Genomic DNA, 20,393 nt, shown 5'->3' with positions numbered 1-20,393 from the left:
GTGGCGTCGCTCGGGCTGTCCCTGCCGCCGCGCAAGGGTGGCAAATCATGCGGCTGATCATCGGCACACTGGTCGTCTTCGCCTGCGTCTTCGGCAGCTACGCGGCGATGGGCGGCCACCTGGAAGTGCTGTGGCAGCCGTTCGAGTTCGTCATCATCCTCGGCGCGGCGATCGGCGCCTTCATCATCGGCAACACCGGGCCGGTGCTCAAGGCCGTGCCCGCCATGCTGGCCACGCTCGTGAAGGGGCCGAAATACAATCAGCAAGCCTATGTCGAGCTGCTGGGCATGCAGTATTCGCTGTATCGGCTCGCGAAGCAGAAGGGCCTGATGGCGCTCGAGCCGCACATCGAGGAGCCGAGCGAGTCGGCGCTGTTCAACAGCTTCCCGACCTTCGCGGCGAACCACCACGCGGTCGAGTTCGTCTGCGACTACATGCGTATGGTGACGCTGGGCGCCAACAACGTCCACGAGATCGACGCCCTGATGGACGAGGAGCTGGAGACGCACCACCAGGAGCAGGAGCGGATCATCTCGGCGATGCAGTCGCTCGCCGACGGAACGCCGGCGCTCGGCATCGTCGCCGCCGTGCTCGGCGTGATCAAGACCATGGGGGCGATCAAGGAGCCGCCGGAGGTGCTGGGGCATCTGATCGGCGGCGCGCTCGTCGGCACCTTCTTCGGCGTGTTCGTCGCCTACGGCTTCTTCGGGCCGATGGCGCAGTCGCTCAAGAGCCTCTTCGAGGCCGAATCCAAGTACTACGTCTCGCTCAAGGCGGGCCTCCTCGCCCACATCGCCGGCCAGCCGCCGGTGATGGCGGTCGAGTTCGCCCGCAAGGCCCTGATGAGCGACGTCCGCCCGACCTTCAACGAAGTGGAAGCGGCGACCGCCGCCCTGCCCGCCTAGTTCCGACCCCACCTCGCGCAGGGACTCGACGGCCATGGCCCTCCAGCCGATCATCATCAAGAAGGTCAAGAAGGCCGCGCATGCCCACCACGGCGGGGCCTGGAAGATCGCCTATGCGGACTTCGTCACCGCCATGATGGCGTTCTTCCTGCTGATGTGGCTGATCAGCATGACGACGCAGGAGCAGAAGATCGGCCTGGCGGAATACTTCGCGCCGGCGGCTTCGAGCCCTGCGACCAGCGGCGCCGGCGGCTTGCTGTACGGCACCTCCCTCGACACCTCGGGCAACAAGCCGTCCAAGCCCCGCGAGGCGGCGACGGGCTCCGCCCAGCAGGAGGATGCGGTGCGCGCGAGCAGCCCGGGCAGCGCCAGCGATCTCGAGGCGAGCCGGCGGGCCGCCAGCGTTCCGGCCAACTACAGCGCCATCGCCAGCCTCCGGCAGGCGCTCCAGAAGCTGCCCGAGATCGCCGAATTGTCGCGCAACATCGTGTTCGAGACGACCAAGGAGGGCGTGAACGTCTCCCTCGTGGACGACGACGGCCGCTCGATGTTCCGCGAGGGCTCCGTCGAGCCCTACGAGCGCACCCGCCGCGTGCTGGAGGCGCTCGCGCCCGCCCTGCGCAAGCTGCCCAACCGCCTGTCCATCAGCGGCCACACGGCCGCCGCGCGCCCGGGCTCGACGCGGGCCGGCGAGCCCTGGACCCTCACCGCCGGGCGGGCGCTCGCCGTGCGCGAGGTCCTGGCCGGTGCCGGGGTGCCCAACGACAACTTCGCGTCCGTGGTGGGACGCGCCGACACCGAGCCGGTCTTCCCCGACAATCCCTACATCGCGCCGAACCGGCGGGTGACGATCACCCTGCTCAACGGGAGCCCGCCGGTGCCCCCGAACGTTCTCCGCTGACGACGGGGCGCCCGGCGCCCTCCGAGGCCGCAGCGTCTTCCCGCGCGCCGCTTTCCGCCCCGAGCGGACCGCTTGCGCCGCCTGAGCACCGCGACTCCGCCCGATCCGATCGTACCTTGACCGCGGGACCGGACCGGGCCACGCCCTGCGCCGCTCCCGCGTGCACCCAAGGACGGCATGGCCCCGACCACCCACCTCGCCCTGATCAACGTCTTCATCGGCGACATCCAGGGCGGCTTGGGACCGTTCCTCGGCACGTGGCTGGCCGAGGCCGGATCGTGGAGCCCGGCCCGCGTCGGCCTCGTCACCACCCTGGTCGGGTTCGGCACGCTGCTGCTCTCCGGCCCGTTCGGCGCGCTGGTCGACCGGGTCGGGCGGCCGCGGCTGCTGATCGCCGCGGCCTGCACCGCGATCCTCGCAGGCACGCTGCTGCTGCTGCCGGCCCGCGCCTTCGCCTTCGTGTTCACGGCGCAGCTGCTGGCGGCGGCCGGCGGCACGCTGCTGCTGCCGGCGGTGACCGCGCTGACCCTCGGGATCGTCGGCAAGGACCGGTTCCCGAGCCAGCAGGGGCGCAACCAGGCCTTCAACCACGTCGGCATCCTGATCGCCGCCGGCGCCATCACGCTGGGCACCGCCCGGTTCGGGTCGGCGATCGCCTTCTGGGTGCTCGGCCTGATGGCGGTGCTGGCGATCGCCGCCGCGCTGACCACCCCGGCCTCGGCCTGGAGCCAGCGCCGCGCGGTCGGCTGGACGGAGCCCGGTGGGGAAGACGGAGCGGAGGAGGCGCCGCAGCGGGCCGGCATCCGCGCCGTGCTCGGCGACCGCCGGCTGCTGGTGCTCGCCTGCGCGCTGACGCTGTTCAACCTCGGCAGCGGCGGCATGCTCTCGCTGCTCGGCCAGAAGCTCGTCGCCACCGCCGTCAGCGCGACGCACTGGACCGCGATCTACGTGATGGTGGCCCAGCTCACGATGGTGCCGGTGGCGCTGTTTTCCGGCTCGCTCGCCGACCGGCGCGGCCGGCGCAAGCTGCTGCTGGCGGCCTTCGCGGTGCTGCCGGTGCGCGCCGCGCTCTCGGCCTTCGTCGACGACCCGACCTGGCTGATCGCGGCCGAGATCCTCGACGGCGTCGCCTCCGGCATCGTCGGCGTGGCGGTGCCGGTGGTGGTCGCCGACCTGACCTGGGGCTCGGGCCGGACGCAGACGGCGCTCGGCACCGTCAACGCGGTGCAGGGCATCGGCGGCGCGCTCTCGGCCTGGTACGGCGGCCTCGCCTTCGGCCTGCTCGGCTGGACCGGCGCGTTCCTGGCGCTCGGCGCGCCGGCGCTGGCGGCGCTCGCCCTGGTGATCTGGTTCGACGCGACGCCCGAGCCCGGCCGGCGCTCGCGGCGGCGCCAGGCCCGCACCCTGCACCCCGCGACGTGATCCCGGAACTGCAGGATCGGGCGCGGGTTCACGCTCGCGCATCGGGTGGCACGAAACGTGACGCGCCGGGGCGCGACAGGCCCCGTGTCGGCCGGTCGCATCGTCCCGACGCGCGGCCGCCCGCACCTTACCCCCTCCCCTCCTCGCCCGCCCCTTGCCCGAGACAACACGGAAACGGCCCCCTCCCATGCGCGACGACGCCACCGGACGCACCCTCACCGCCCACGAATCGCACGAGACGCCCTGGCTCAGCGTGGTGCTGGGCTACGGGCCGATGCTGCCGCTGGCGGCCGGCGCCGCCGCCGCCTGGTGGATGCGCGGCCAGCCGCTCGACTACCTCGTCGCCCTGATGACGATCCTCTACGGCGCCGCGATCCTGCTGTTCCTGGCGGGCGTCCGCCGCGGCGTCAGCTTCCGCACCGAGGGCGGCCCGACGGTGATGCAGATCGCGACGATGCTCGGGCTGTTCGTGCTCGGGCTCTCCGCCCTCGTCACCGTGGTGATAGGCAAGGCGATCCCGGCGCTCGGCCTCCTGATCGTCGGCTACGCCGCCATCGCCGTGCTCGACCCGATCGCCGCGCGCGCCGGCGAGGCGCCGCTGTTCTTCGCCCGCCTGCGCCCGCTGCAGATGCCGATCGCGGTGATCAGCCTCGCGGCCCTGCTCTGGCTGAAGTGGATCTCGCCGTACTAGGTCGCTGCTCATCCCTCCCCCCGACGGATCTCGGGCTTGCCCGAGATCCGTACCCCGTGTGCCCAAGGCGGGCAGGCCCGACTTGGGTGCGGGGGAGGATGGCCCGCGAAGCGGGTCGGGAGAGGGGAGCGACGGTTCCGGATACGGCGCTCCCCTCTCCCGACCCTCGCTGACGCGAGGCCCACCCTCCCCCCGCTGAGGGGGGAGGGAGAGGCGCGGCGGACGCCTCGCCGCTCGGACACGACGACGGCCTTCGAAAACCTGCCCGGCTTGCCGCTGCCCCCGCCGCCGCGATACAGCCCGGCGACCCCCGAAGCGCGCGATCGAAACGAACCGTCATGTCCAAGGCCGATTCCAACACCGGCGAGAAGCCCGGCCTGAAGGCCCGCCTGCCGCGCGGCTTCGTCGATCGCCGCGCCGCCGAGATCGCGGCGCAGGGGCGGATGCTGGAGACGATCCGGGCGACGTTCGAGCTCTACGGCTTCGAGGCGCTGGAGACCCCGTTCGTCGAGTACACCGAGGCGCTGGGCAAGTTCCTGCCCGACCTCGACCGCCCGAACGAGGGCGTGTTCTCGTTCCAGGACGACGACGAGGCCTGGCTCTCGCTCCGCTACGACCTGACCGCGCCGCTCGCCCGCCACGTGGCCGAGAACTTCGACGCGATCCCCAAGCCCTATCGCAGCTTCCGCAACGGGTTCGTCTTCCGCAACGAGAAGCCGGGGCCGGGCCGCTTCCGCCAGTTCATGCAGTTCGACGCCGACATCGTCGGCGCGCCGTCGGTCGCCGCCGATGCCGAGGCCTGCATGCTGATGGCCGACACGCTGGACCGGCTCGGGCTCGCCGGCCGGTACGTGATCAAGGTCAACAACCGGAAGGTGCTGGACGGCGTGCTCGCGACGATCGGGCTCGCCGGCGACGCCCAGGCCGGGCAGCGCCTGACCGTGCTGCGCGCGATGGACAAGTTCGACAAGTTCGGCACCGAGGGCGTGCGCCTGCTGCTCGGCCCCGGCCGCAAGGACGAATCGGGCGACTTCACCAAGGGCGCCGGGCTCGATTCCGGCCAGGCCGACAAGGTGATCGCGCTGCTGCTCGGCGGCGGCTCGGACGCGGCGCCCGAGCGCTTCGCCTTCGTCGACGCGCTGCTCTCGGCCTTCGGCGAGAACGAGACCGCGCGGGCCGGCATCGAGGAGCTTCGGACGATCGCCACGCTGGTCGACGCGGCCGGCTACGGCGTCGACCGCATCCGCGTCGACCCCTCGGTGGTGCGCGGGCTCGAATACTACACCGGCCCGGTCTACGAGGCCGAGCTGACCTTCCCCGTCGTCAACGAGGACGGGCAGACCGTGCGCTTCGGCTCGGTCGCCGGCGGCGGGCGCTACGACGGGCTCGTCGGGCGGTTCCGCAGCGAGCCGGTGCCGGCCACCGGCTTCTCCATCGGCGTGTCGCGGCTGTTCTCGGCGCTGCAGCTCACCGGCAGCCCGCTCGTCGAGGCGGCGGCGAAGCCCGGCCCGGTGGTGGTGCTGGTGCTCGACCGCGACGAGATCGCCGCCTACCAGCGGCTCGTCGCCACCCTGCGGCAGGCCGGCATCCGGGCCGAGCTCTACCTCGGCGGGGCCGGGATGAAGGCGCAGATGAAGTATGCCGACCGCCGCGGCAGCCCGGTGGCGATCATCCAGGGCTCGAACGAGCGCGCGGCCGGCGAGGTCCAGGTCAAGGACCTCATCGCCGGCGCCGAGGCCGCCCGCAACATCGCCAGCAACGCCGAGTGGAAGGCCGCCCGGCCGGCGCAGTTCTCCTGCCCGGAGGCCGAGATGGTCGCCCGCGTGCGCGAGGTGCTGGCCCAGCACTTTTCGGACGAGGCCTGAAGGCAAGCGCCAACGGTCAGACTCTCCCTCCCCCGCACCCCAGTCGGGCCTGCCCGACTCGGGCACACGGGATGCGGATCTCGGGCGAGCCCGAGATCCGTCGGGGGGAGGGAAGAGCGGCGGCTCCCTCAGCGCGGGCAGCCGGCGGCGCGCTCCCGGCGCTGTATCTCGGCGACCTTGGCGCGGTCGCGGGCCGAGAGCGGCACGTCGGCGATGTCGTCGTAGCGGCAGCCGGCCTTGCCGAAGGCGCGGATCCCGCGCGGCGTGCGGAAGCAGTAGCCGGCCTCGGCGTAGACCGCGTTGCGCTCGCCCCAGAGTTCGTCGCAGGGGAATTCCGCCAGCGCCGGCGCGGCGAGGAGCGGCCAAGTCGCCAGGGCCAAGGTCGCCGGCAGGAAGGCGAGGGGGAGGACGCGCATCGGGGTCGGTTCCCATCGGGTCGGGTCGTCGGGTCGGGAGCCCGCATCATAGCCGGTGCGCCGGGCGCCGCACGGCCGCCGCGTCCCACAGGTTCGCCCCTGCGTGTTCATTCGCGCCCGTGCGCGGCGGCGGGGCGGTCGCCAAGCCCGGTTCCGGTTGCTACAGAACCGCTCGACGACGACGGGCAGGATCATGACGCGACCGCAGGCAGGAGAGATGGGGGCGGACGGGCTCGCACAGGCGCGGCTCTCGGCGCATCTCGCGCAGGGCGGCTACCGCTTCGTGACGCCGCCGGTGCTGCAGCCGGTGGAGCCGTTCCTGGAACTGTCCGGCGAGGACATCCGCCGGCGCATCTTCGTGACGCAGGGCTCGGACGGGGCCGAGCTGTGCCTGCGGCCGGAGCTGACGATCCCCGTCTGCCGCCTGCATCGCGCGCAGGCCGAGGGGCAGGCGGCCGATTACAGCTATTGCGGCCCGGTCTTCCGGCTGGCGGCCGACGAGCCCGACGAGTTCCTGCAGGCCGGCATCGAATCGATCGGCCGCACCGACACGCCGGCCGCCGACGCCGAGGTGCTCGGCATCGCGCTGGAAGGCCTCGCCCTGTTCGGGCACGCGGCGCCGGGCGTGCGCCTCGGCGACATGGGGCTCACGGTGGCGCTGCTGGAGGCCCTGAGCGTGCCGCCGGCCGCCAAGCGCCGGACGCTGCGGGCGCTCGCGGCCGGGCGCTCGCTCGACGCGGTCACCAACGCCGCCCAGCCCGAGGACCCGCATGCGGGCCTGCTCGCCGCGATCCAGGGCCAGGACCCGCGCGGCGTCCGCGCCTTCGTCGAGGACGTGCTGGCGATCGCCGGGATCTCGGCGGTGGGCGGGCGCAGCGCCGGCGAGATCGCCGAGCGGTTCCTGGCCAAGGCCGCGGCCCAGGCCAACGGCGGCGCCGGCCTGAACGCCGAGAACCGTGCGCTCGTCGACCGCTACCGCGCGATCGGGGGCGACCCGGACGCCGCCGCCCGCGACCTGCGGGCCCTCGTCCGCGACGCCGGCCTGCGCCACGACGCGCTCGAGGCGGCGCTCGACCTGTTCGAGGAGCGCAACGGCTTCATCGCCGCCCGCGGCCTGGCGCTCGAGGGTTTTCGCTTCTCCGGCGCCTTCGCGCGCAACCTCGACTACTATACAGGCTTCATCTTCGAGGTGACGGCGACGACGGACCGCGCCGGCCCGGTGCTGGTCGGCGGCGGCCGCTACGACGGGCTCCTGACCCATCTCGGCAGCGCGACCGCGCAGCCGGCGGTCGGCTGCACCTTCTGGGTCGACCGCGTCGCGCGCTGGGTCGACCCCGCGGCGGGAGCCGGCCGACCCGTGGCGGGAGCCGCCCGATGAGCGAGACCATGGACATCCCGGACGCCCCCCTGGTGCTGGCCGTGCCCTCCAAGGGCCGGCTGCAGGAGAACGCCGCCGCCTTCTTCGGCCGCGCCGGCCTGCGCCTGGCGCAGGGGGCGGGCGCGCGCGACTACCGCGGCAAGCTCGTGGGCGTGGCCGGCGTCGAGGTGCGCTACCTCTCCGCCTCCGAGATCGCGAGCCAGCTCGCCTCGGGCGCGGCCCATCTCGGCATCACCGGCGAGGACCTGATCCGCGAGACGCTGTCCGACGCGCACGGCCAGGTCGAGCTCCTGACGCCGCTCGGCTTCGGCAACGCCACCGTGGTGGTGGCCGTGCCCCAGGCCTGGATCGACGTGCGCGCCATGGCCGACCTCGACGAGGTCGCCGCCGAGATGCGCGCCCGCCACGGACGGCGCCTGCGCATCGCCACGAAGTACGTCAACCTCACCCGCCGCTTCTTCGCGGAGAAGGGGGTGGCCGACTACCGGATCGTGGAGAGCCTGGGCGCCACCGAGGGCGCGCCGGCCGCGGGCTCGGCCGAGATCGTGGTCGACATCACCACCACCGGCGCGACGCTGGCCGCCAACGCCCTGAAGATCCTCGACGACGGGGTGATCCTGCGCTCGGAGGCCAACCTCGTCGCCTCGCTCAACGCGCCCTGGGGCGCCCACCAGCGCGACGCGCTGCGCGCCGTCCTCGGCCGGATCGCCGCCGAGGAGCGGGCGCGGACCACCCGCGAGGTCCGCGCCGCGATGCCGGATTCCGGCGCGATCGACCTCGCCAGCATCAGCGGCCTGCACGAGGCCGAGCTGCCCTACGGCGCCCCGCGCGGGGCCGACGGCGAGATCGTGATGCGCTGTCCCGCGGACGCGGTGTTCGACCTCGCCGACGCCCTGGTCCGGGCCGGCGCCAGGGCCGTCACCGTCCGCCGGATCGACTACGCCTTCGCCGCCGAGAACCCGCTGGCGGAGCGGCTCCTGGCGCGGCTGTAGCGGCTGCAATCTGGCAAGACGCCCCGTGCCGTGCTCGATGTCCTCTCGTGGGCGACACGGTGACAATCTGCCTGCCGTAGCACTGCCGTCCCCCATCGATGGCAGGAGCGCATTGCGGGGTTCCGGCAGGCCCCGCCCCACGGCGTGAGGAGGCTTCGGCCTCCTTTCGCATGTCAGAGGGCGGCCCGGATGAGCGGGTACGGCTTGCGCAACTCCCGTCTCATGTCCCGGTCCCGCATCGTTGGGAACACCAACCGGTCGCCTATTGCGGCCCCTGCTTGGCGAATTCCGACTGCACCGCGCGCAGCACCGTCAGGCGCGCGTCGTAGATCGCCTTGAGGCAGGCGGTGTCGGCGGCGCAGGCGCGGCGCTCGGCGAGCCAGGTCTCCTGGTCGTCGCGCAGCTTGGCGCGGCCGCCCATCGGCAGCACGTCCTTCAGGATCTCGAAGCGGGTCGCCATCTCGACGTCGCGGTCGTTCAGGGCGAGCGTGGTGCAGACCGCCCGCTCGTCGGCGGCCTTCGCCGCCTCGCAGTCGAAGCTCGCGGCCCGGGCCGGCCCGGCGGCCAGCAGGAGGGCGAGGACGGGCAGGACAGGCAGGACGAGGCTTGGCTTGATGGCGAAGGTCATGGCGGTCCAACGGGGTGCGGCGGCGATGCGTTCGCCATCGCATGCCGGCCGGGTTAACCGAACGGAAAAATCGCTTCTTTCGGCGCCGCCGACAGAACGGCCCCCTGCGGTCGCAGCCGCGTCGGGCGGGGGATGGCTCGACCTCCGCCGACGATCTCCGGACCGCGATCGCCCCGCTCTCGCCGCCCCGGTGTTGCCGCCCTCCTCGACCCGCCCCGGAGGCGGACGGCCTCCCGTCGACCGCCGCACCGCCCTCGCCGGCATCGCGTTCGGGCGGCGCTCGGGCCTGCCCTGCACGCTGAGACCGGATTCGGGATCGGCCAGATCATCCCCCCGCCCGGACAGCTTCCAACCAGCGGTAGTTCATGCCGGATTAACACGCTGCGAGGTGTGATCGCGGTGCGACGTGCGGAACAAGCGTCGCTCCTTGAGGTGTTCCTATGAAGATCAAGAGCAAGACTTCCACCATCAAGTCGGTATCTGTCGCGCTCGGCGCGCTCGTCCTCGTGAATACGGGCGCTTGCGCTCAGTACGCGTCGGATCAGGCCGCGCACGCCGCCGACGTCCGCGCCATCCAGGCCCGACGCGATCAGCATGCCGCCAACGTCGCGGCGCTGTACGGGGATTACGCGGCGGCCGATGCCTACGCGCACGCCGCCCATGTTCGCCGCGTTCAGTCCTACCGGGACGCCGGGTACGCGCAGCGGCTCCGGTACTGGGGCTACTGAGGTCCGGATCGATCCTCTGCCGCCGGCCGATCGATGTGCGCGCCGAGCCGGGACGACGGATCGTCCCGACCCGGCGCGCGGACGCGGCCGCACGGCGATCGAAGGTGTCTTTCCATCCGGCATCCATCGCACTCGAACATGCCCTAGAGGCCGGGCTTCACGATCACCAGCACGACGATGACGATCATCAGCAGCGTCGGCACCTCGTTGAGCACCCGGTAGAACTTATGGCCGCGGGTATTCCGGTCGGCGGCGAAGTCCTTGACCATCCGGGCGAGCCAGCCGTGGATGCCGCTCATCGCCAGCACCAGCAGGAACTTCGCCTGGAGCCACCCGGTGACGTAGGCGCCGCTGGTCCAGGCCAGCGTCAGCCCGAGCACCCAGGTGACGATCATCGCCGGGTTCATGATCGCCTTGAGCAGGCGCCGCTCCATCACCTTGAACGTCGCCGACTGCGCCGCCGCGCCCGGCCCGGGGGGGAGGGCGGCGTGATAGACGAACAGCCGCGGCAGGTAGAGCATCCCGGCCATCCACGCGATCACCGCGACGACGTGGAACGCCTTGATCCAGGGATAGAGGGTGTCGAGCACGGGCGAGGGTTCCGGATGGGATGGTCGGGCAGGGCGCACGTCTCCGACATCGCACGGATAGGGCGCGTTTCCCCTCTCCCCGCGTGCGGGGAGAGGCCCACAGGCACCTCGTCGTGCCTGTGGGAAGCGGCGGCGAAGCCGAAGCGGCGGTGAGGGGGCGCGGACGAACGAGGCTCCGCCGTCGAAGCCCCCTCACCGTCGGCTGCCGCCTCGCCGCGACGACGACGAGGTCGTCGCGGCCCTCTCCCCGCAGGCGGGGCGAGGGGATGCGCGGCCTCTCGGACGCTTTTCAGGAGGACGGCGAGCCGCCCCTCAACCGCGCCAGCATCTGCTCCACGTGGGCCACCGGCGTCTGCGGGGTGATGCCGTGGCCGAGGTTGAAGATGTGCGGCAGGCCGCGGGTGGCCTCGAGCACCGCGTCGACGGCCGCGTCGAGGGCCGCGCCGCCTTCGATGAGCGTGTCGGGGTGGACGTTGCCCTGGGTCACCGTCGTCGCCGGCACCCGGTCGCGCAGGGCCTTGAGGTCGATCGACCAGTCGACGCCGACCGCGTCGGCGCCGGTCTCGGGCACCACCCGGGCATGGCCCTCGAGCCCGGCGCCGCGGCAGAACACGATGATCTTCGCATCCGGCACCTCGGCGCGGATGCCGGCGACCATCCGGGCGATCGGCCCGAACGACCAGCGGCTCAGCGCGTCGCGCTCGGTCTCCTCGGGGAGCGCGCTGTCGGAGACGTCGCCCACCGGCTCGACCAGCGCCGTGCCCGGCGGCAGCGCCGGCGGCAGCGTGCCGGCATGCGACTCGAAGATCTGCACCGCGTCGGCGCCGGCCCGGAGCTGGCGCACGAGGTAGGCGGTCTGCACGGTGACCAGGCGGTCGATCAGCGCGTCGACCAGGCCCGTGTCGGCCTCGGCCAGCGCACGGGCGGGCGCGAGGTCCGGCGTGCCCCGTCCCCCGATCATGTAGCTCGCCACCGTCCAGGGGCCCCCGCAGAAGCCCAGGAGCGTGGTCTCGGGCGGCAGCTCCGCCCGCAGGCGCCGCACCGTCTCGAAGACCGGCGCGAGATGGGCGAAGATCGCCGGGTCGTCGGCCTGGCGCAGGCGCTCGAACGCGGCCCGGCCTTCGAGCGGATCGAGGCGCGGCCCCTCGCCCTCGACGAAGCGGACGTCCTGCCCGAGGGCGTGCGGGATCACGAGGATGTCCGAGAACAGGATCGAGGCCTCGAAGCCGAAGCGCCGGATCGGCTGCAGCGTGACCTCGACGGCGAAGTCCGGGCTGTAGCAGAGGTCCAGGAACGAGCCGGCCTCCGCCCGCGTCGCCCGGTACTCCGGCAGGTAGCGCCCGGCCTGGCGCATCATCCAGGCGGGGGGCGGCGAGACCGCCTCGCCGGCGAGCACCCTGAGGACCTTGCGGTCGGGACCACCCTGCACCGTGCCCTGCGTGGCCATCCTGTCCCCCAATGCCGCCTCCCGTTCCGCCCTGCCGGGCTCAGGTCTCGTTCTCGAAAGGCCCGTTCGTCCGGTCCCCGTCGCGGCGCGACGAGGCCGTCCCCAGGCCGGCTCTATCTTAGAGAAGAGAGATTCTAGGACTCTGTTTTTTCTCTTGGAGGCTGAGTCACGGGATCGCAACCGTGTCCACAGGCTCTCCCGGCCGCAACGCCGTTAAGCAGGCTTTAACGGATTGCCGCTAATGTCTGCGATAGGCCAGTCCCGCCAGCGCCTTGCGCGGTGCGACGGAGCCGTGCGCGTGCCTGCGTCCCGGATTCTCCCAGGCGCACGGATTCCGCCATGCCGATGATGACGGTCTGTTGACGCCGGAGTCGATGGATTTCGCGGTCTCCGGCTGGACCGGGCCGGCGGGCCATCCTATCCACACTCATCGACTCCCCTGACGGCCGGCGGTGGATAAGGGCGTTTCGTCCCTTTTTTCCGACTCCGAGGAGACCGGATGCTTCGAGCGGCCGCGCGTTCCGACATCGTCTCCTCCGGCCGCCGGATGCGGTCGGCGCCCTGCGGGGACGCGTGCGGGCGGCGAGGGGCACGGATATGAGCCGCAGCTACTTCCACCTCCACCTCGTCTCGGATTCCACCGGCGAGACCCTGATCAACGTCGGCCGCGCGGCCGCCGCGCAGTACGAGGGCGTCTCGGCGATCGAGCACGTCTACCCGCTGGTGCGCTCCGGGCCGCAGCTCGAGCGGGTGATCTCGGAGATCCAGGCGGCGCCGGGCCTCGTGCTCTACACCCTCGTCGGCGGCGATCTCGGCGAGCGGCTGGAGAGCGCGTGCCGGGAATCGAGCTCGCCCTGCCTCTCGGTGCTGCAGCCGGTGCACAACCTGCTGCAATCCTACCTCGGCACCCAGAAGGCGGCGCGGCCGGGGGCGCAGCACACGCTCAACGCGGAGTACTTCAAGCGCATCGACGCGATGAACTTCACCCTGGCCCACGACGACGGCAACCTGCCCGACGACCTCGAGGAGGCCGACGTGATCCTGATCGGGGTCAGCCGCACCTCGAAGACGCCGACGGGGATCTACCTCGCCAACCGCGGGCTCAAGACCACCAACCTGCCGCTCGTGCCCGGCATGCCGCTGCCGCCGGCGCTGGAGCGGGTGCGCAAGGCCCTCGTCGTCGGGCTGATCGCGTCGCCCGAGCGCATCGTCCAGATCCGCCAGAACCGCCTGCTCAGCCTCAAGGCCGACGATTCCTCGATGTACGTCGACAAGGACGCGGTCGCCGACGAGATCACCGCCTCGCGCCGCCTGTTCAGCAAGAACCGCTGGCCGACCATCGACGTCACCCGCCGCTCGATCGAGGAGACCGCCGCCGCGATCCTCGACCTCTACCGCGACCACCGGCTGAAGTTCATCGCGGCGTGAGGCCGGCCCTCAGCCCGCCCTGCTGCCGGCCGGGCGGATGCTGAGCTCCAGGCCCAAGGCCCGGAGCACGCCCATGAAGGTCGCGAGCTGCGGATTCCCGCGGTTCGACAGGGCGCGATAGAGGCTTTCCCGCGATCGGCCGGTCGCCTGGGCGATCCGGGCCATTCCGTGGGCGCGCGCCGCCTTCCGGCAAGGACGCGCGGGCGGCGTATCGCCGGCGTGAGCAGCGATGCAGCTTCGAAGCGACACTTCGTCGGCCCGATGCTGGGCCCGCGTCCCGTCCCGCAACGCACACCCGCCCGCACCCACCCCGTTGACCACCCGCTAACCCGGGTCGCGGTAGACCCGTCACGGGGCCAGCGTCGCGTATCGGTCCCGCCGGCCTCGTCGCCCGGTTCATCCCGGACGGCGGGGCTTTGCGCGTCGCGCCCGGCGACGATCGGCTTGCGGGCGCGCGCCGATCCGTGACACTCCGGCGGGATGCAGCCTTCCTCCCCCTGGCTCGGGTCCGCGCCGCTCCTCCTCGCCTCGACCAGCCCGACGCGGCGGATGCTGCTGGAGAGCGCCGGCCTGGCCGTCGAGACGACGGCGCCGGGCGTCGACGAGCGCGCGGTCGAGGCGGCCTGCGCCGGCCCGGATCCCGGGACTTCGTCCGGGACCCTTTCGCCCGAGGCCTTGGCGCTGCGGCTTGCCGAGGCCAAGGCGGTGGCGGTCGCCGGGCGGCATCCCGGCCGCGTCGTCGTCGGGGCCGACCAGGTGCTCGCCTGCGACGGCGCGGTGTTCCACAAGCCCGCGGGCCTGGACGCGGCGCGCGCACAGCTGGCGCGCCTGGCCGGGCGCACCCACCTCCTGCACGCGGCGGTCGCCCTGGCGCAGGACGGCGCGGTCGAGAGCTTCGTCGAGACCGTGCGCCTGACCCTGCGCCCGCTCGATCCCCAGGCGATCGCGACTTATGTGGCGCTGGCGGGCGCGGAGCGCGTGCGGGCGAGCGTCGGCGGCTACCAGCTCGAAGGGCTCGGCATCCACCTGTTCGAGCGGGTCGAGGGCGACCACAGCACCATCCTGGGCCTGCCGCTGCTGCCGCTGCTCGCGCGGCTGCGGGCCAAGGGCCTCCTGGCATTCTAGGGACGCGACATGGCGGGACACGATCACCACGACCCTGCCGGGCACCGGCATCCCGATGCGGGGCACGACCGGGGCCACGACCATGCCGGCCATGATCACGGTGCGCATGACCACGCGGGTCACGACCATGCCGGGCACAGCCATGCCGGACATGGTCATGGCGGCCACGGCCACGTCCACGCGCCGGCGAGCTTCGGACGTGCCTTCGCGATCGGCATCGGGCTCAATGCCGCCTTCGTGGTGATCGAAGCCGGCTATGGATGGGCCGCCAACTCGATGTCGCTGGTGGCCGATGCCGGCCACAACCTCTCCGACGTGCTCGGGCTGGTGGCCGCCTGGGTCGCGTCGGTGCTGGTCAAGCGCCGCTCGACCGCGCGCTTCACCTACGGCCTGCGCGGCTCCTCGATCCTGGCCGCCCTGTTCAACGCCGTGTTCCTGCTCGTCGCCACCGGTGCGATCCTGTGGGAGGCGGTCTCGCGCCTGATCCATCCCGAGCCGGTGGCCGGCACCGCGGTGATGGTGGTGGCCGGCCTCGGCATCCTGGTGAACGGGGTCACCGCCTGGCTGTTCGCGTCGGGCGCCAAGGGCGACATCAACATCCGCGGCGCCTTCCTGCACATGGCCGCCGACGCCGCGGTCTCGGCCGGCGTCGTGCTCGCCGGCCTGATCATCCTCGCCACCGGCCTCGACTGGATCGACCCCGCCGTCAGCCTCGTCGTCGCCGGGCTCATCGTCTGGGCGACCTGGGGCCTGCTGCGCGACAGTGTCGCGATGTCCCTCGACGCGGTGCCGCCGGGCATCGACCCGGACGCGGTGCGCGCCTATCTCGGCGCCCGTCCCGGGGTCTCGGGCCTGCACGACCTCCACATCTGGCCGATGAGCACCACCGAGATCGCGCTGACGGCCCATCTCGTGATGGCGGACGGCCATCCGGGCAACGGCTTCCTCGTGGAGATCGCCGAGGCCCTGCGCGCCCGCTTCGGCATCGCCCACGCCACGGTGCAGATCGAGGAGGCCGGCGGGCCGCCCTGCCTCCTCGCGCGGGAGTGCGTCGCGTGAGGCGCGCCTTCGTCGTCGGCCACCCGATCGCGCATTCGCGCTCGCCGCTGATCCACGGGCACTGGCTGGCCGAGCACGGGATCGCCGGCAGCTACGCGCGCATCGCCGTCGCGCCGGCGGACTTCGCCGAGTTCTTTCGCCGGCTACCGGAATCGGGTTTTGCCGGCGGCAACGTCACGATCCCGCACAAGGAGGCGGCCTTCGCGCTGAGCGACAGCCTGACGCCGCGGGCGCGGGCGATCGGCGCGGTCAACACGCTGGTCGTCGGCGCCGACGGACGCATCGCCGGCGACAACACCGACGCGCCGGGCTTCGCCGCGCATCTCGACCGGAACCTTGGCGAAGGCTGGCCCGAGCGGGCCGGCACCGCGCTGGTGCTCGGGGCCGGCGGGGCGGCGCGCGCCATCGTCGTCGGCCTGGCCGAGCGCGGCCTGGCGCGGATCGTGGTCGCCAACCGCACCCGCGAGCGGGCGGAGGCCGTGGCGGCCTTGGCCCCCGGCATCGCCACCGCGATCGCCTGGGACGCGATTCCAGAGGCGATGCCGGAGGCCGGGCTCCTGGTGAACACCACCGCCCTCGGCATGGCCGGCCAGCCGCCGCTCGGCCTCGACCTCGGCCCGCTGCCGGCCCGCGCGGCGGTGGCCGACATCGTCTACGTGCCGCTGGAGACGCCGCTGCTTGCCGCCGCCCGCGCCCGCGGCCTTGCCGCCGTCGACGGGCTCGGGATGCTGCTGCACCAGGCCGTGCCCGGCTTCGAAGCCTGGTTCGGCGTGCGCCCGGCGGTGACGGAGGCCCTGCGCGCCGTCGTCGTGGCCGACCTGCCGGGATAGATTGGCCTGGATGAGCGACACCGCGCGCAAAAAACCGTTCGTGCTCGGGCTCACCGGCTCGATCGGCATGGGAAAGTCCGCCACCGCGGCGATGTTCGCCGCCCGCTTCGTGCCGGTGCACGACGCCGACGCGGCGGTGCATGCGCTCTACGGGCCGGGCGGCGCGGCGGCCGAGGCGATCGGCGCCGCCTTCCCCGGCACGCTCGCGCCCGACGGCGGCGTCGACCGCACCCGCCTGCGCGACGCGGTGCTCGGGCGGCCGGACAGGCTCGCGACGCTGGAAGGGCTGGTCCATCCGCTGGTCCGCGCCGCCGGCCACGCCTTCCTCGAGCGCCACGCGGCCGCGCCGCTGGTGCTGCTCGACGTGCCCCTGCTCTACGAGACCGGCGGCGAGACCCGCTGCGACGCCGTCCTCGTGGTCACCGCGCCGCCCGCGGTGCAGCGCGCCCGGGTGCTCGCCCGCCCCGGCATGACCGAGGCCGCCTTCGAGGCGATCCGCGCCAAGCAGATGCCGGACGCCGAGAAGCGGGCGCGGGCCGACTACGTGATCGACACGAGCCTCGGCTTCGCCGCCGCCGAGGCGGAGGTGGCGCGGATCGTCGCGCGGATATCCGACCAGGCGGGACATCGCTGACGTGGCTCCAGCGATTAACCTGGTCCTAACCCATTCGCGATAAACTGCCGGATCAATAAGAATTAACGCATCACCGTTAATGATTGCCTTCGAATCAGGAGGTGGTGCTGCATGTCGAAACGCCTGGAAGCGATGCGGGCCAATCCCGCGGCTGGGTGGACCGTGTCGGACATCGCTGCGCTCTGCGCCGAGTTCGACGTAGCTTGCCATCCACCACGGGGCGGCGGTTCGCACTATCGGGTCGGCCACCGGTCGCAATTCGAAAAGTTGACGATCCCCGCCGCTCGGCCGATCAAGGGGTGGTATATCCGCGAACTTGTTCGGTTCATCGACAAGGTCGGAGCCGCGCCATGAGCGAACTCACCTACCCCGTGGTGATCTCCCCACTGACCCAGGACGACGGCGGCGGCTTCGCTGCGACCGTGCCCGATCTCCCCGGCTGCATGTCGGACGGCGAGACGCCCGAGGAAGCGCTCGTGAACGTCCGCGACGCGATCGACGCGTGGATCGCCATGGCTCGCGAGCTCGGTCATGCCGTGCCCCCTCCCTCGCACGCGCTGCAGCGGGCTGTCGGCTGAACGGCACGCGCCGTCCTCGGCCGACGTCCGCCGCCGCCCGACGGCGTTCGGTTCCTCCACAGGGGGCGATATTTCGTCGGGAGCCGATGCGGGGGCGGCGGGTTGGCAGCCCAGGGGCCGCCTGCCGTCGCGGGCCGCCCGCGACGCACCCGAAGGACATCCGCCATGGCCACCAAGCCGAAGACGCTGCACGATGCGTTCTACGAGACGTTGAAGGACGTCTACTACGCCGAGAAGCAGTCGGTGAAGGCGCTCAAGAAGTCGGCCAAGGCCGCCGAGCATGCCGAGCTCCGCCAGGCCTTCGAGACCCATGCCGAGGAGAGCGCCAACCAGGTCGAGCGGCTCGGCCAGGTGTTCGAGATCATCGGCAAGCCGGCCCGCGCCAAGACCTGCGAGGCGATGCAGGGCATCACCTCCGAGATGGAGGAGGATCTGGAGGATTTCGGCGACAGCCCCGCCGCCGACGCGGTGCTGGCGGCCTGCGCCCAGGCGGTCGAGCACTACGAGATCGCCCGCTACGGCACCCTGAAGACCTGGGCCGCCCAGCTCGGCTACGCCGACGCGGCCAAGCTCCTCGACGAGACCCTGCAGGAGGAGAAGAAGACCGACGCGCTGCTCTCGGAGATCGCCGAGAAGCTCAACCTCGACGGCACCGAGCCGACCGAGGAGCCCGCCGGCAAGAAGGGCGGCCGCAAGGCGACGTAGGCGCGCACCGAACGACCCCGTCCCCGCATCGCAGCGCACGACGCGCCCCCTCTCCCGCACGGGGGAGGGGGCGCGTCGTGCGTCGAGCGATCCGGTCCTGCGGGGATTGGCCGATCCGGCCATCCGCTTCGAGACGGCTTTCTCACCTCTCGGTTCGAGACCGACCCTGCCATCCCGGGGCTGCGCAGCAGAGCCCGGGATCCGGAGCCGCCGACGGCGCCATCTTCAGCGCGACCTGCGGTTCTGGATGCCGGGCAGGTCCGCGGCGCCCCGGGATGACGACGGCGGGTGCCGCGACCGCGACGCCCATCGCTCCGATCCGCCCACTCCGCGCGAGCCCCCGGTCGGAGCGAGGCCTCGGAAACCCACCCCCTTGAGCCGGCATCGAAAACGCGATATGCGTGGTCTGCCCTCCTAAAAAAAGCGCCGCCGCCGCATCCGTGAGCCCCCGGGGCTCCGCCCAGACGATGCACGGGTCCGCCGCAACCGTTTGCGGCCAGACATCCGGCGCCCTCTCCCGATTGCCAGGCTCCCTGCCTCAACCTTCGCTTTCGTCGGTTCAAGACATCCCATGAACGAACAGTCCGACGTCTCCGCCCTCGCGGACATCCCAGGCTCGAACTTGCCCGACTCGAACTTGCCCGACCCGACCCCGTCGACCGAGGGCGCGCTCGCGGCCTCCGACCTCGACGCCATGCGCGAGGTCAAGCTCCAGGACCTTAAGTCCAAGACGCCGACCGACCTGATCGCCTTCGCCGAGGAGGTCGAGGTCGAGAACGCCTCGACCATGCGCAAGGCCGAGCTGATGTTCGCGATCCTCAAGCAGCTCGCGGCCAAGGAGGTCGAGATCATCGGCGCCGGCACCTGCGAGGTGCTGCAGGACGGGTTCGGCTTCCTGCGCTCGTCGGAATCGAACTACCTGCCGGGCCCGGACGACATCTACATCTCGCCGACCCAGATCCGCCGCTTCGGCCTGCGCACCGGCGACACGGTGGAAGGCCCGATCCGCGGCCCCAAGGACGGCGAGCGCTACTTCGCGCTGCTCAAGGTCAACACGATCAACTTCGAGAACCCGGAGAAGATCAAGCACAAGGTCCACTTCGACAACCTGACGCCGCTGTTCCCGACCCAGCGCTTCAAGCTGGAGCTCGACGCGCCGCCGAAGAAGGACTTCTCGCCCCGCATCATCGACATCGTCGCCCCCATCGGCAAGGGCCAGCGCGCGCTGATCGTCGCGCCGCCGCGCACCGGCAAGACCGTGCTGATGCAGAACATCGCGCAGTCGATCACCATCAACCACCCGGAATGCTACCTCATCGTGCTGCTCATCGACGAGCGGCCGGAGGAGGTCACCGACATGATCCGCTCGGTGAAGGGCGAGGTCATCGCCTCGACCTTCGACGAGCCGGCCACCCGCCACGTGCAGGTCGCCGAGATGGTGATCGAGAAGGCCAAGCGCCTGGTCGAGCACGGCCGCGACGTGGTCATCCTGCTGGATTCGATCACCCGCCTCGGGCGCGCCTACAACACCGTGGTGCCGTCGTCGGGCAAGGTGCTCACCGGCGGCGTCGACGCCAACGCGCTGCAGCGCCCGAAGCGCTTCTTCGGCGCGGCCCGCAACATCGAGGAGGGCGGCTCGCTCTCGATCATCGCCACCGCGCTGATCGACACCGGCTCGCGCATGGACGAGGTGATCTTCGAGGAGTTCAAGGGCACCGGCAACTCCGAGATCATCCTGGACCGCAAGGTCTCGGACAAGCGCATCTTCCCGGCGATCGACATCACCCGCTCGGGCACCCGCAAGGAGGAGCTGCTGGTTCCCCCGGACGCGCTCAAGAAGACCTACGTGCTGCGCCGCATCCTCAACCCGATGGGCGTCACCGACGCGATCGAGTTCCTGATGGACAAGCTGCGCCAGACCAAGAGCAACGGCGACTTCTTCGACTCGATGAACACCTGAGGGGTTTCGGGCCTTCGGACGAAAAAGAAGGCCCCGATCCTTGGATCGGGGCCTTTTTCATATGCGCCGTACCTCTTCCCTCCCCCCTTAAGCGGGGGAGGGTGGGCCTCG

General features: G+C 72.0%; 22 protein-coding genes. 17 read left to right on the top strand and 5 right to left on the bottom strand.

The features are described 5' to 3' along the window. Window positions 1-47: 47 nt before the first annotated feature. From motA to hisS, 5 genes are all read left to right on the top strand, one after another. The gene (motA, locus tag MKK60_RS05270) at window positions 48-905 is read left to right on the top strand and encodes a flagellar motor stator protein MotA (protein ID WP_147727230.1); all 858 of its coding nucleotides are present in this window, start codon (window positions 48-50) and stop codon (window positions 903-905) included. Window positions 906-939: 34 nt separating this feature from the next. Beyond that, window positions 940-1,806 carry a flagellar motor protein MotB gene (locus MKK60_RS05265; RefSeq protein WP_243984144.1) on the top strand — a complete coding sequence of 289 codons (867 nt, stop codon included), beginning with the start codon at window positions 940-942 and terminating at the stop codon, window positions 1,804-1,806. 177 nt (window positions 1,807-1,983) lie between these two features. Then, entirely contained in the window at window positions 1,984-3,228 is a 1,245-nt protein-coding gene (locus tag MKK60_RS05260) for an MFS transporter (RefSeq protein ID WP_147843633.1), read from the top strand. A 187-nt stretch (window positions 3,229-3,415) separates the two neighbouring features. Then, window positions 3,416-3,919, top strand: coding sequence for a DUF3429 domain-containing protein (locus MKK60_RS05255; RefSeq protein WP_243984143.1), 504 nt, complete (start codon window positions 3,416-3,418; stop codon window positions 3,917-3,919). Window positions 3,920-4,257: 338 nt separating this feature from the next. Further along, window positions 4,258-5,784 carry a histidine--tRNA ligase gene (hisS, locus tag MKK60_RS05250; RefSeq protein ID WP_243984142.1) on the top strand — a complete coding sequence of 509 codons (1,527 nt, stop codon included), beginning with the start codon at window positions 4,258-4,260 and terminating at the stop codon, window positions 5,782-5,784. Window positions 5,785-5,912: 128 nt separating this feature from the next. Here hisS and MKK60_RS05245 read toward each other — a convergent pair whose 3' ends face one another. After that, complete coding sequence (locus tag MKK60_RS05245) at window positions 5,913-6,200, bottom strand: YARHG domain-containing protein (protein WP_243984141.1); 288 nt, start codon at window positions 6,198-6,200, stop codon at window positions 5,913-5,915. A 193-nt stretch (window positions 6,201-6,393) separates the two neighbouring features. On the opposite strand from MKK60_RS05245, the gene MKK60_RS05240 reads away from it, so the two are divergent. Together MKK60_RS05240 and hisG are read left to right on the top strand one after the other, a co-directional pair. After that, complete coding sequence (locus MKK60_RS05240) at window positions 6,394-7,578, top strand: ATP phosphoribosyltransferase regulatory subunit (RefSeq protein WP_243932809.1); 1,185 nt, start codon at window positions 6,394-6,396, stop codon at window positions 7,576-7,578. Between the two features lie 8 nt (window positions 7,579-7,586). After that, complete coding sequence (hisG, locus tag MKK60_RS05235; protein WP_409567370.1) at window positions 7,587-8,570, top strand: ATP phosphoribosyltransferase; 984 nt, start codon at window positions 7,587-7,589, stop codon at window positions 8,568-8,570. Between the two features lie 262 nt (window positions 8,571-8,832). On the opposite strand, the gene MKK60_RS05230 is transcribed toward hisG, so the two are convergent. Continuing rightward, window positions 8,833-9,198 (bottom strand): lysozyme inhibitor LprI family protein, encoded by a 366-nt coding sequence (locus tag MKK60_RS05230; RefSeq protein WP_243984139.1) that lies wholly within the window; start codon window positions 9,196-9,198, stop codon window positions 8,833-8,835. A gap of 440 nt (window positions 9,199-9,638) precedes the next feature. On the opposite strand from MKK60_RS05230, the gene MKK60_RS05220 reads away from it, so the two are divergent. Next, window positions 9,639-9,926, top strand: a complete 288-nt coding sequence (locus MKK60_RS05220; RefSeq protein WP_147728165.1) for a hypothetical protein — start codon at window positions 9,639-9,641, stop codon at window positions 9,924-9,926. Window positions 9,927-10,069: 143 nt separating this feature from the next. Here the strand turns inward: MKK60_RS05220 and hemJ are convergent, their stop codons facing one another. Further along, entirely contained in the window at window positions 10,070-10,516 is a 447-nt protein-coding gene (gene hemJ / locus MKK60_RS05215) for a protoporphyrinogen oxidase HemJ (protein WP_147728164.1), read from the bottom strand. Between the two features lie 289 nt (window positions 10,517-10,805). Beyond that, complete coding sequence (locus MKK60_RS05210) at window positions 10,806-11,963, bottom strand: uroporphyrinogen decarboxylase (RefSeq protein ID WP_147728163.1); 1,158 nt, start codon at window positions 11,961-11,963, stop codon at window positions 10,806-10,808. Window positions 11,964-12,560: 597 nt separating this feature from the next. On the opposite strand from MKK60_RS05210, the gene MKK60_RS05205 reads away from it, so the two are divergent. Beyond that, window positions 12,561-13,391: a pyruvate, water dikinase regulatory protein gene (locus tag MKK60_RS05205; protein ID WP_147728162.1), complete on the top strand. Its 831-nt coding sequence runs from the start codon at window positions 12,561-12,563 to the stop codon at window positions 13,389-13,391. 9 nt (window positions 13,392-13,400) lie between these two features. Here MKK60_RS05205 and MKK60_RS28410 read toward each other — a convergent pair whose 3' ends face one another. Continuing rightward, window positions 13,401-13,640 carry an addiction module antidote protein gene (locus MKK60_RS28410; RefSeq protein WP_313901112.1) on the bottom strand — a complete coding sequence of 80 codons (240 nt, stop codon included), beginning with the start codon at window positions 13,638-13,640 and terminating at the stop codon, window positions 13,401-13,403. A 231-nt stretch (window positions 13,641-13,871) separates the two neighbouring features. Here MKK60_RS28410 and MKK60_RS05195 point away from each other — a divergent pair, with 231 nt between their 5' ends. The 8 genes from MKK60_RS05195 to rho all read left to right on the top strand — a co-directional run bounded on the left by MKK60_RS05195 (window position 13,872) and on the right by rho (window position 20,282). Beyond that, entirely contained in the window at window positions 13,872-14,516 is a 645-nt protein-coding gene (locus tag MKK60_RS05195) for a Maf family protein (protein WP_243984137.1), read from the top strand. A 9-nt stretch (window positions 14,517-14,525) separates the two neighbouring features. After that, a complete protein-coding gene (locus MKK60_RS05190) occupies window positions 14,526-15,575 on the top strand; it encodes a cation diffusion facilitator family transporter (protein ID WP_243984136.1) in 1,050 nt (349 codons plus the stop codon). After that, a complete protein-coding gene (locus MKK60_RS05185; RefSeq protein WP_243932996.1) occupies window positions 15,572-16,405 on the top strand; it encodes a shikimate dehydrogenase in 834 nt (277 codons plus the stop codon). The genes MKK60_RS05190 and MKK60_RS05185 overlap by 4 nt, the downstream gene beginning before the upstream one ends. Before the next feature lie 10 nt (window positions 16,406-16,415). Beyond that, entirely contained in the window at window positions 16,416-17,039 is a 624-nt protein-coding gene (gene coaE, locus MKK60_RS05180) for a dephospho-CoA kinase (protein WP_147860016.1), read from the top strand. Between the two features lie 111 nt (window positions 17,040-17,150). Continuing rightward, window positions 17,151-17,393 (top strand): type II toxin-antitoxin system HicA family toxin, encoded by a 243-nt coding sequence (locus MKK60_RS05175; RefSeq protein WP_147728283.1) that lies wholly within the window; start codon window positions 17,151-17,153, stop codon window positions 17,391-17,393. Next, a complete protein-coding gene (locus MKK60_RS05170) occupies window positions 17,390-17,617 on the top strand; it encodes a type II toxin-antitoxin system HicB family antitoxin (protein ID WP_147728284.1) in 228 nt (75 codons plus the stop codon). Before MKK60_RS05175 ends, MKK60_RS05170 begins: the two co-directional genes overlap by 4 nt. A gap of 165 nt (window positions 17,618-17,782) precedes the next feature. Then, window positions 17,783-18,322: a ferritin-like domain-containing protein gene (locus MKK60_RS05165; RefSeq protein ID WP_243984135.1), complete on the top strand. Its 540-nt coding sequence runs from the start codon at window positions 17,783-17,785 to the stop codon at window positions 18,320-18,322. A 694-nt stretch (window positions 18,323-19,016) separates the two neighbouring features. Next, entirely contained in the window at window positions 19,017-20,282 is a 1,266-nt protein-coding gene (rho, locus tag MKK60_RS05160; protein ID WP_147728289.1) for a transcription termination factor Rho, read from the top strand. Window positions 20,283-20,393 lie beyond the last annotated feature (111 nt).

Origin of the sequence: Methylobacterium sp. J-092, from assembly GCF_022829325.1 — a bacterium.
GTDB lineage: Bacteria > Pseudomonadota > Alphaproteobacteria > Rhizobiales > Beijerinckiaceae > Methylobacterium.
This window is presented reverse-complemented; position numbering and strand designations above follow the sequence as displayed.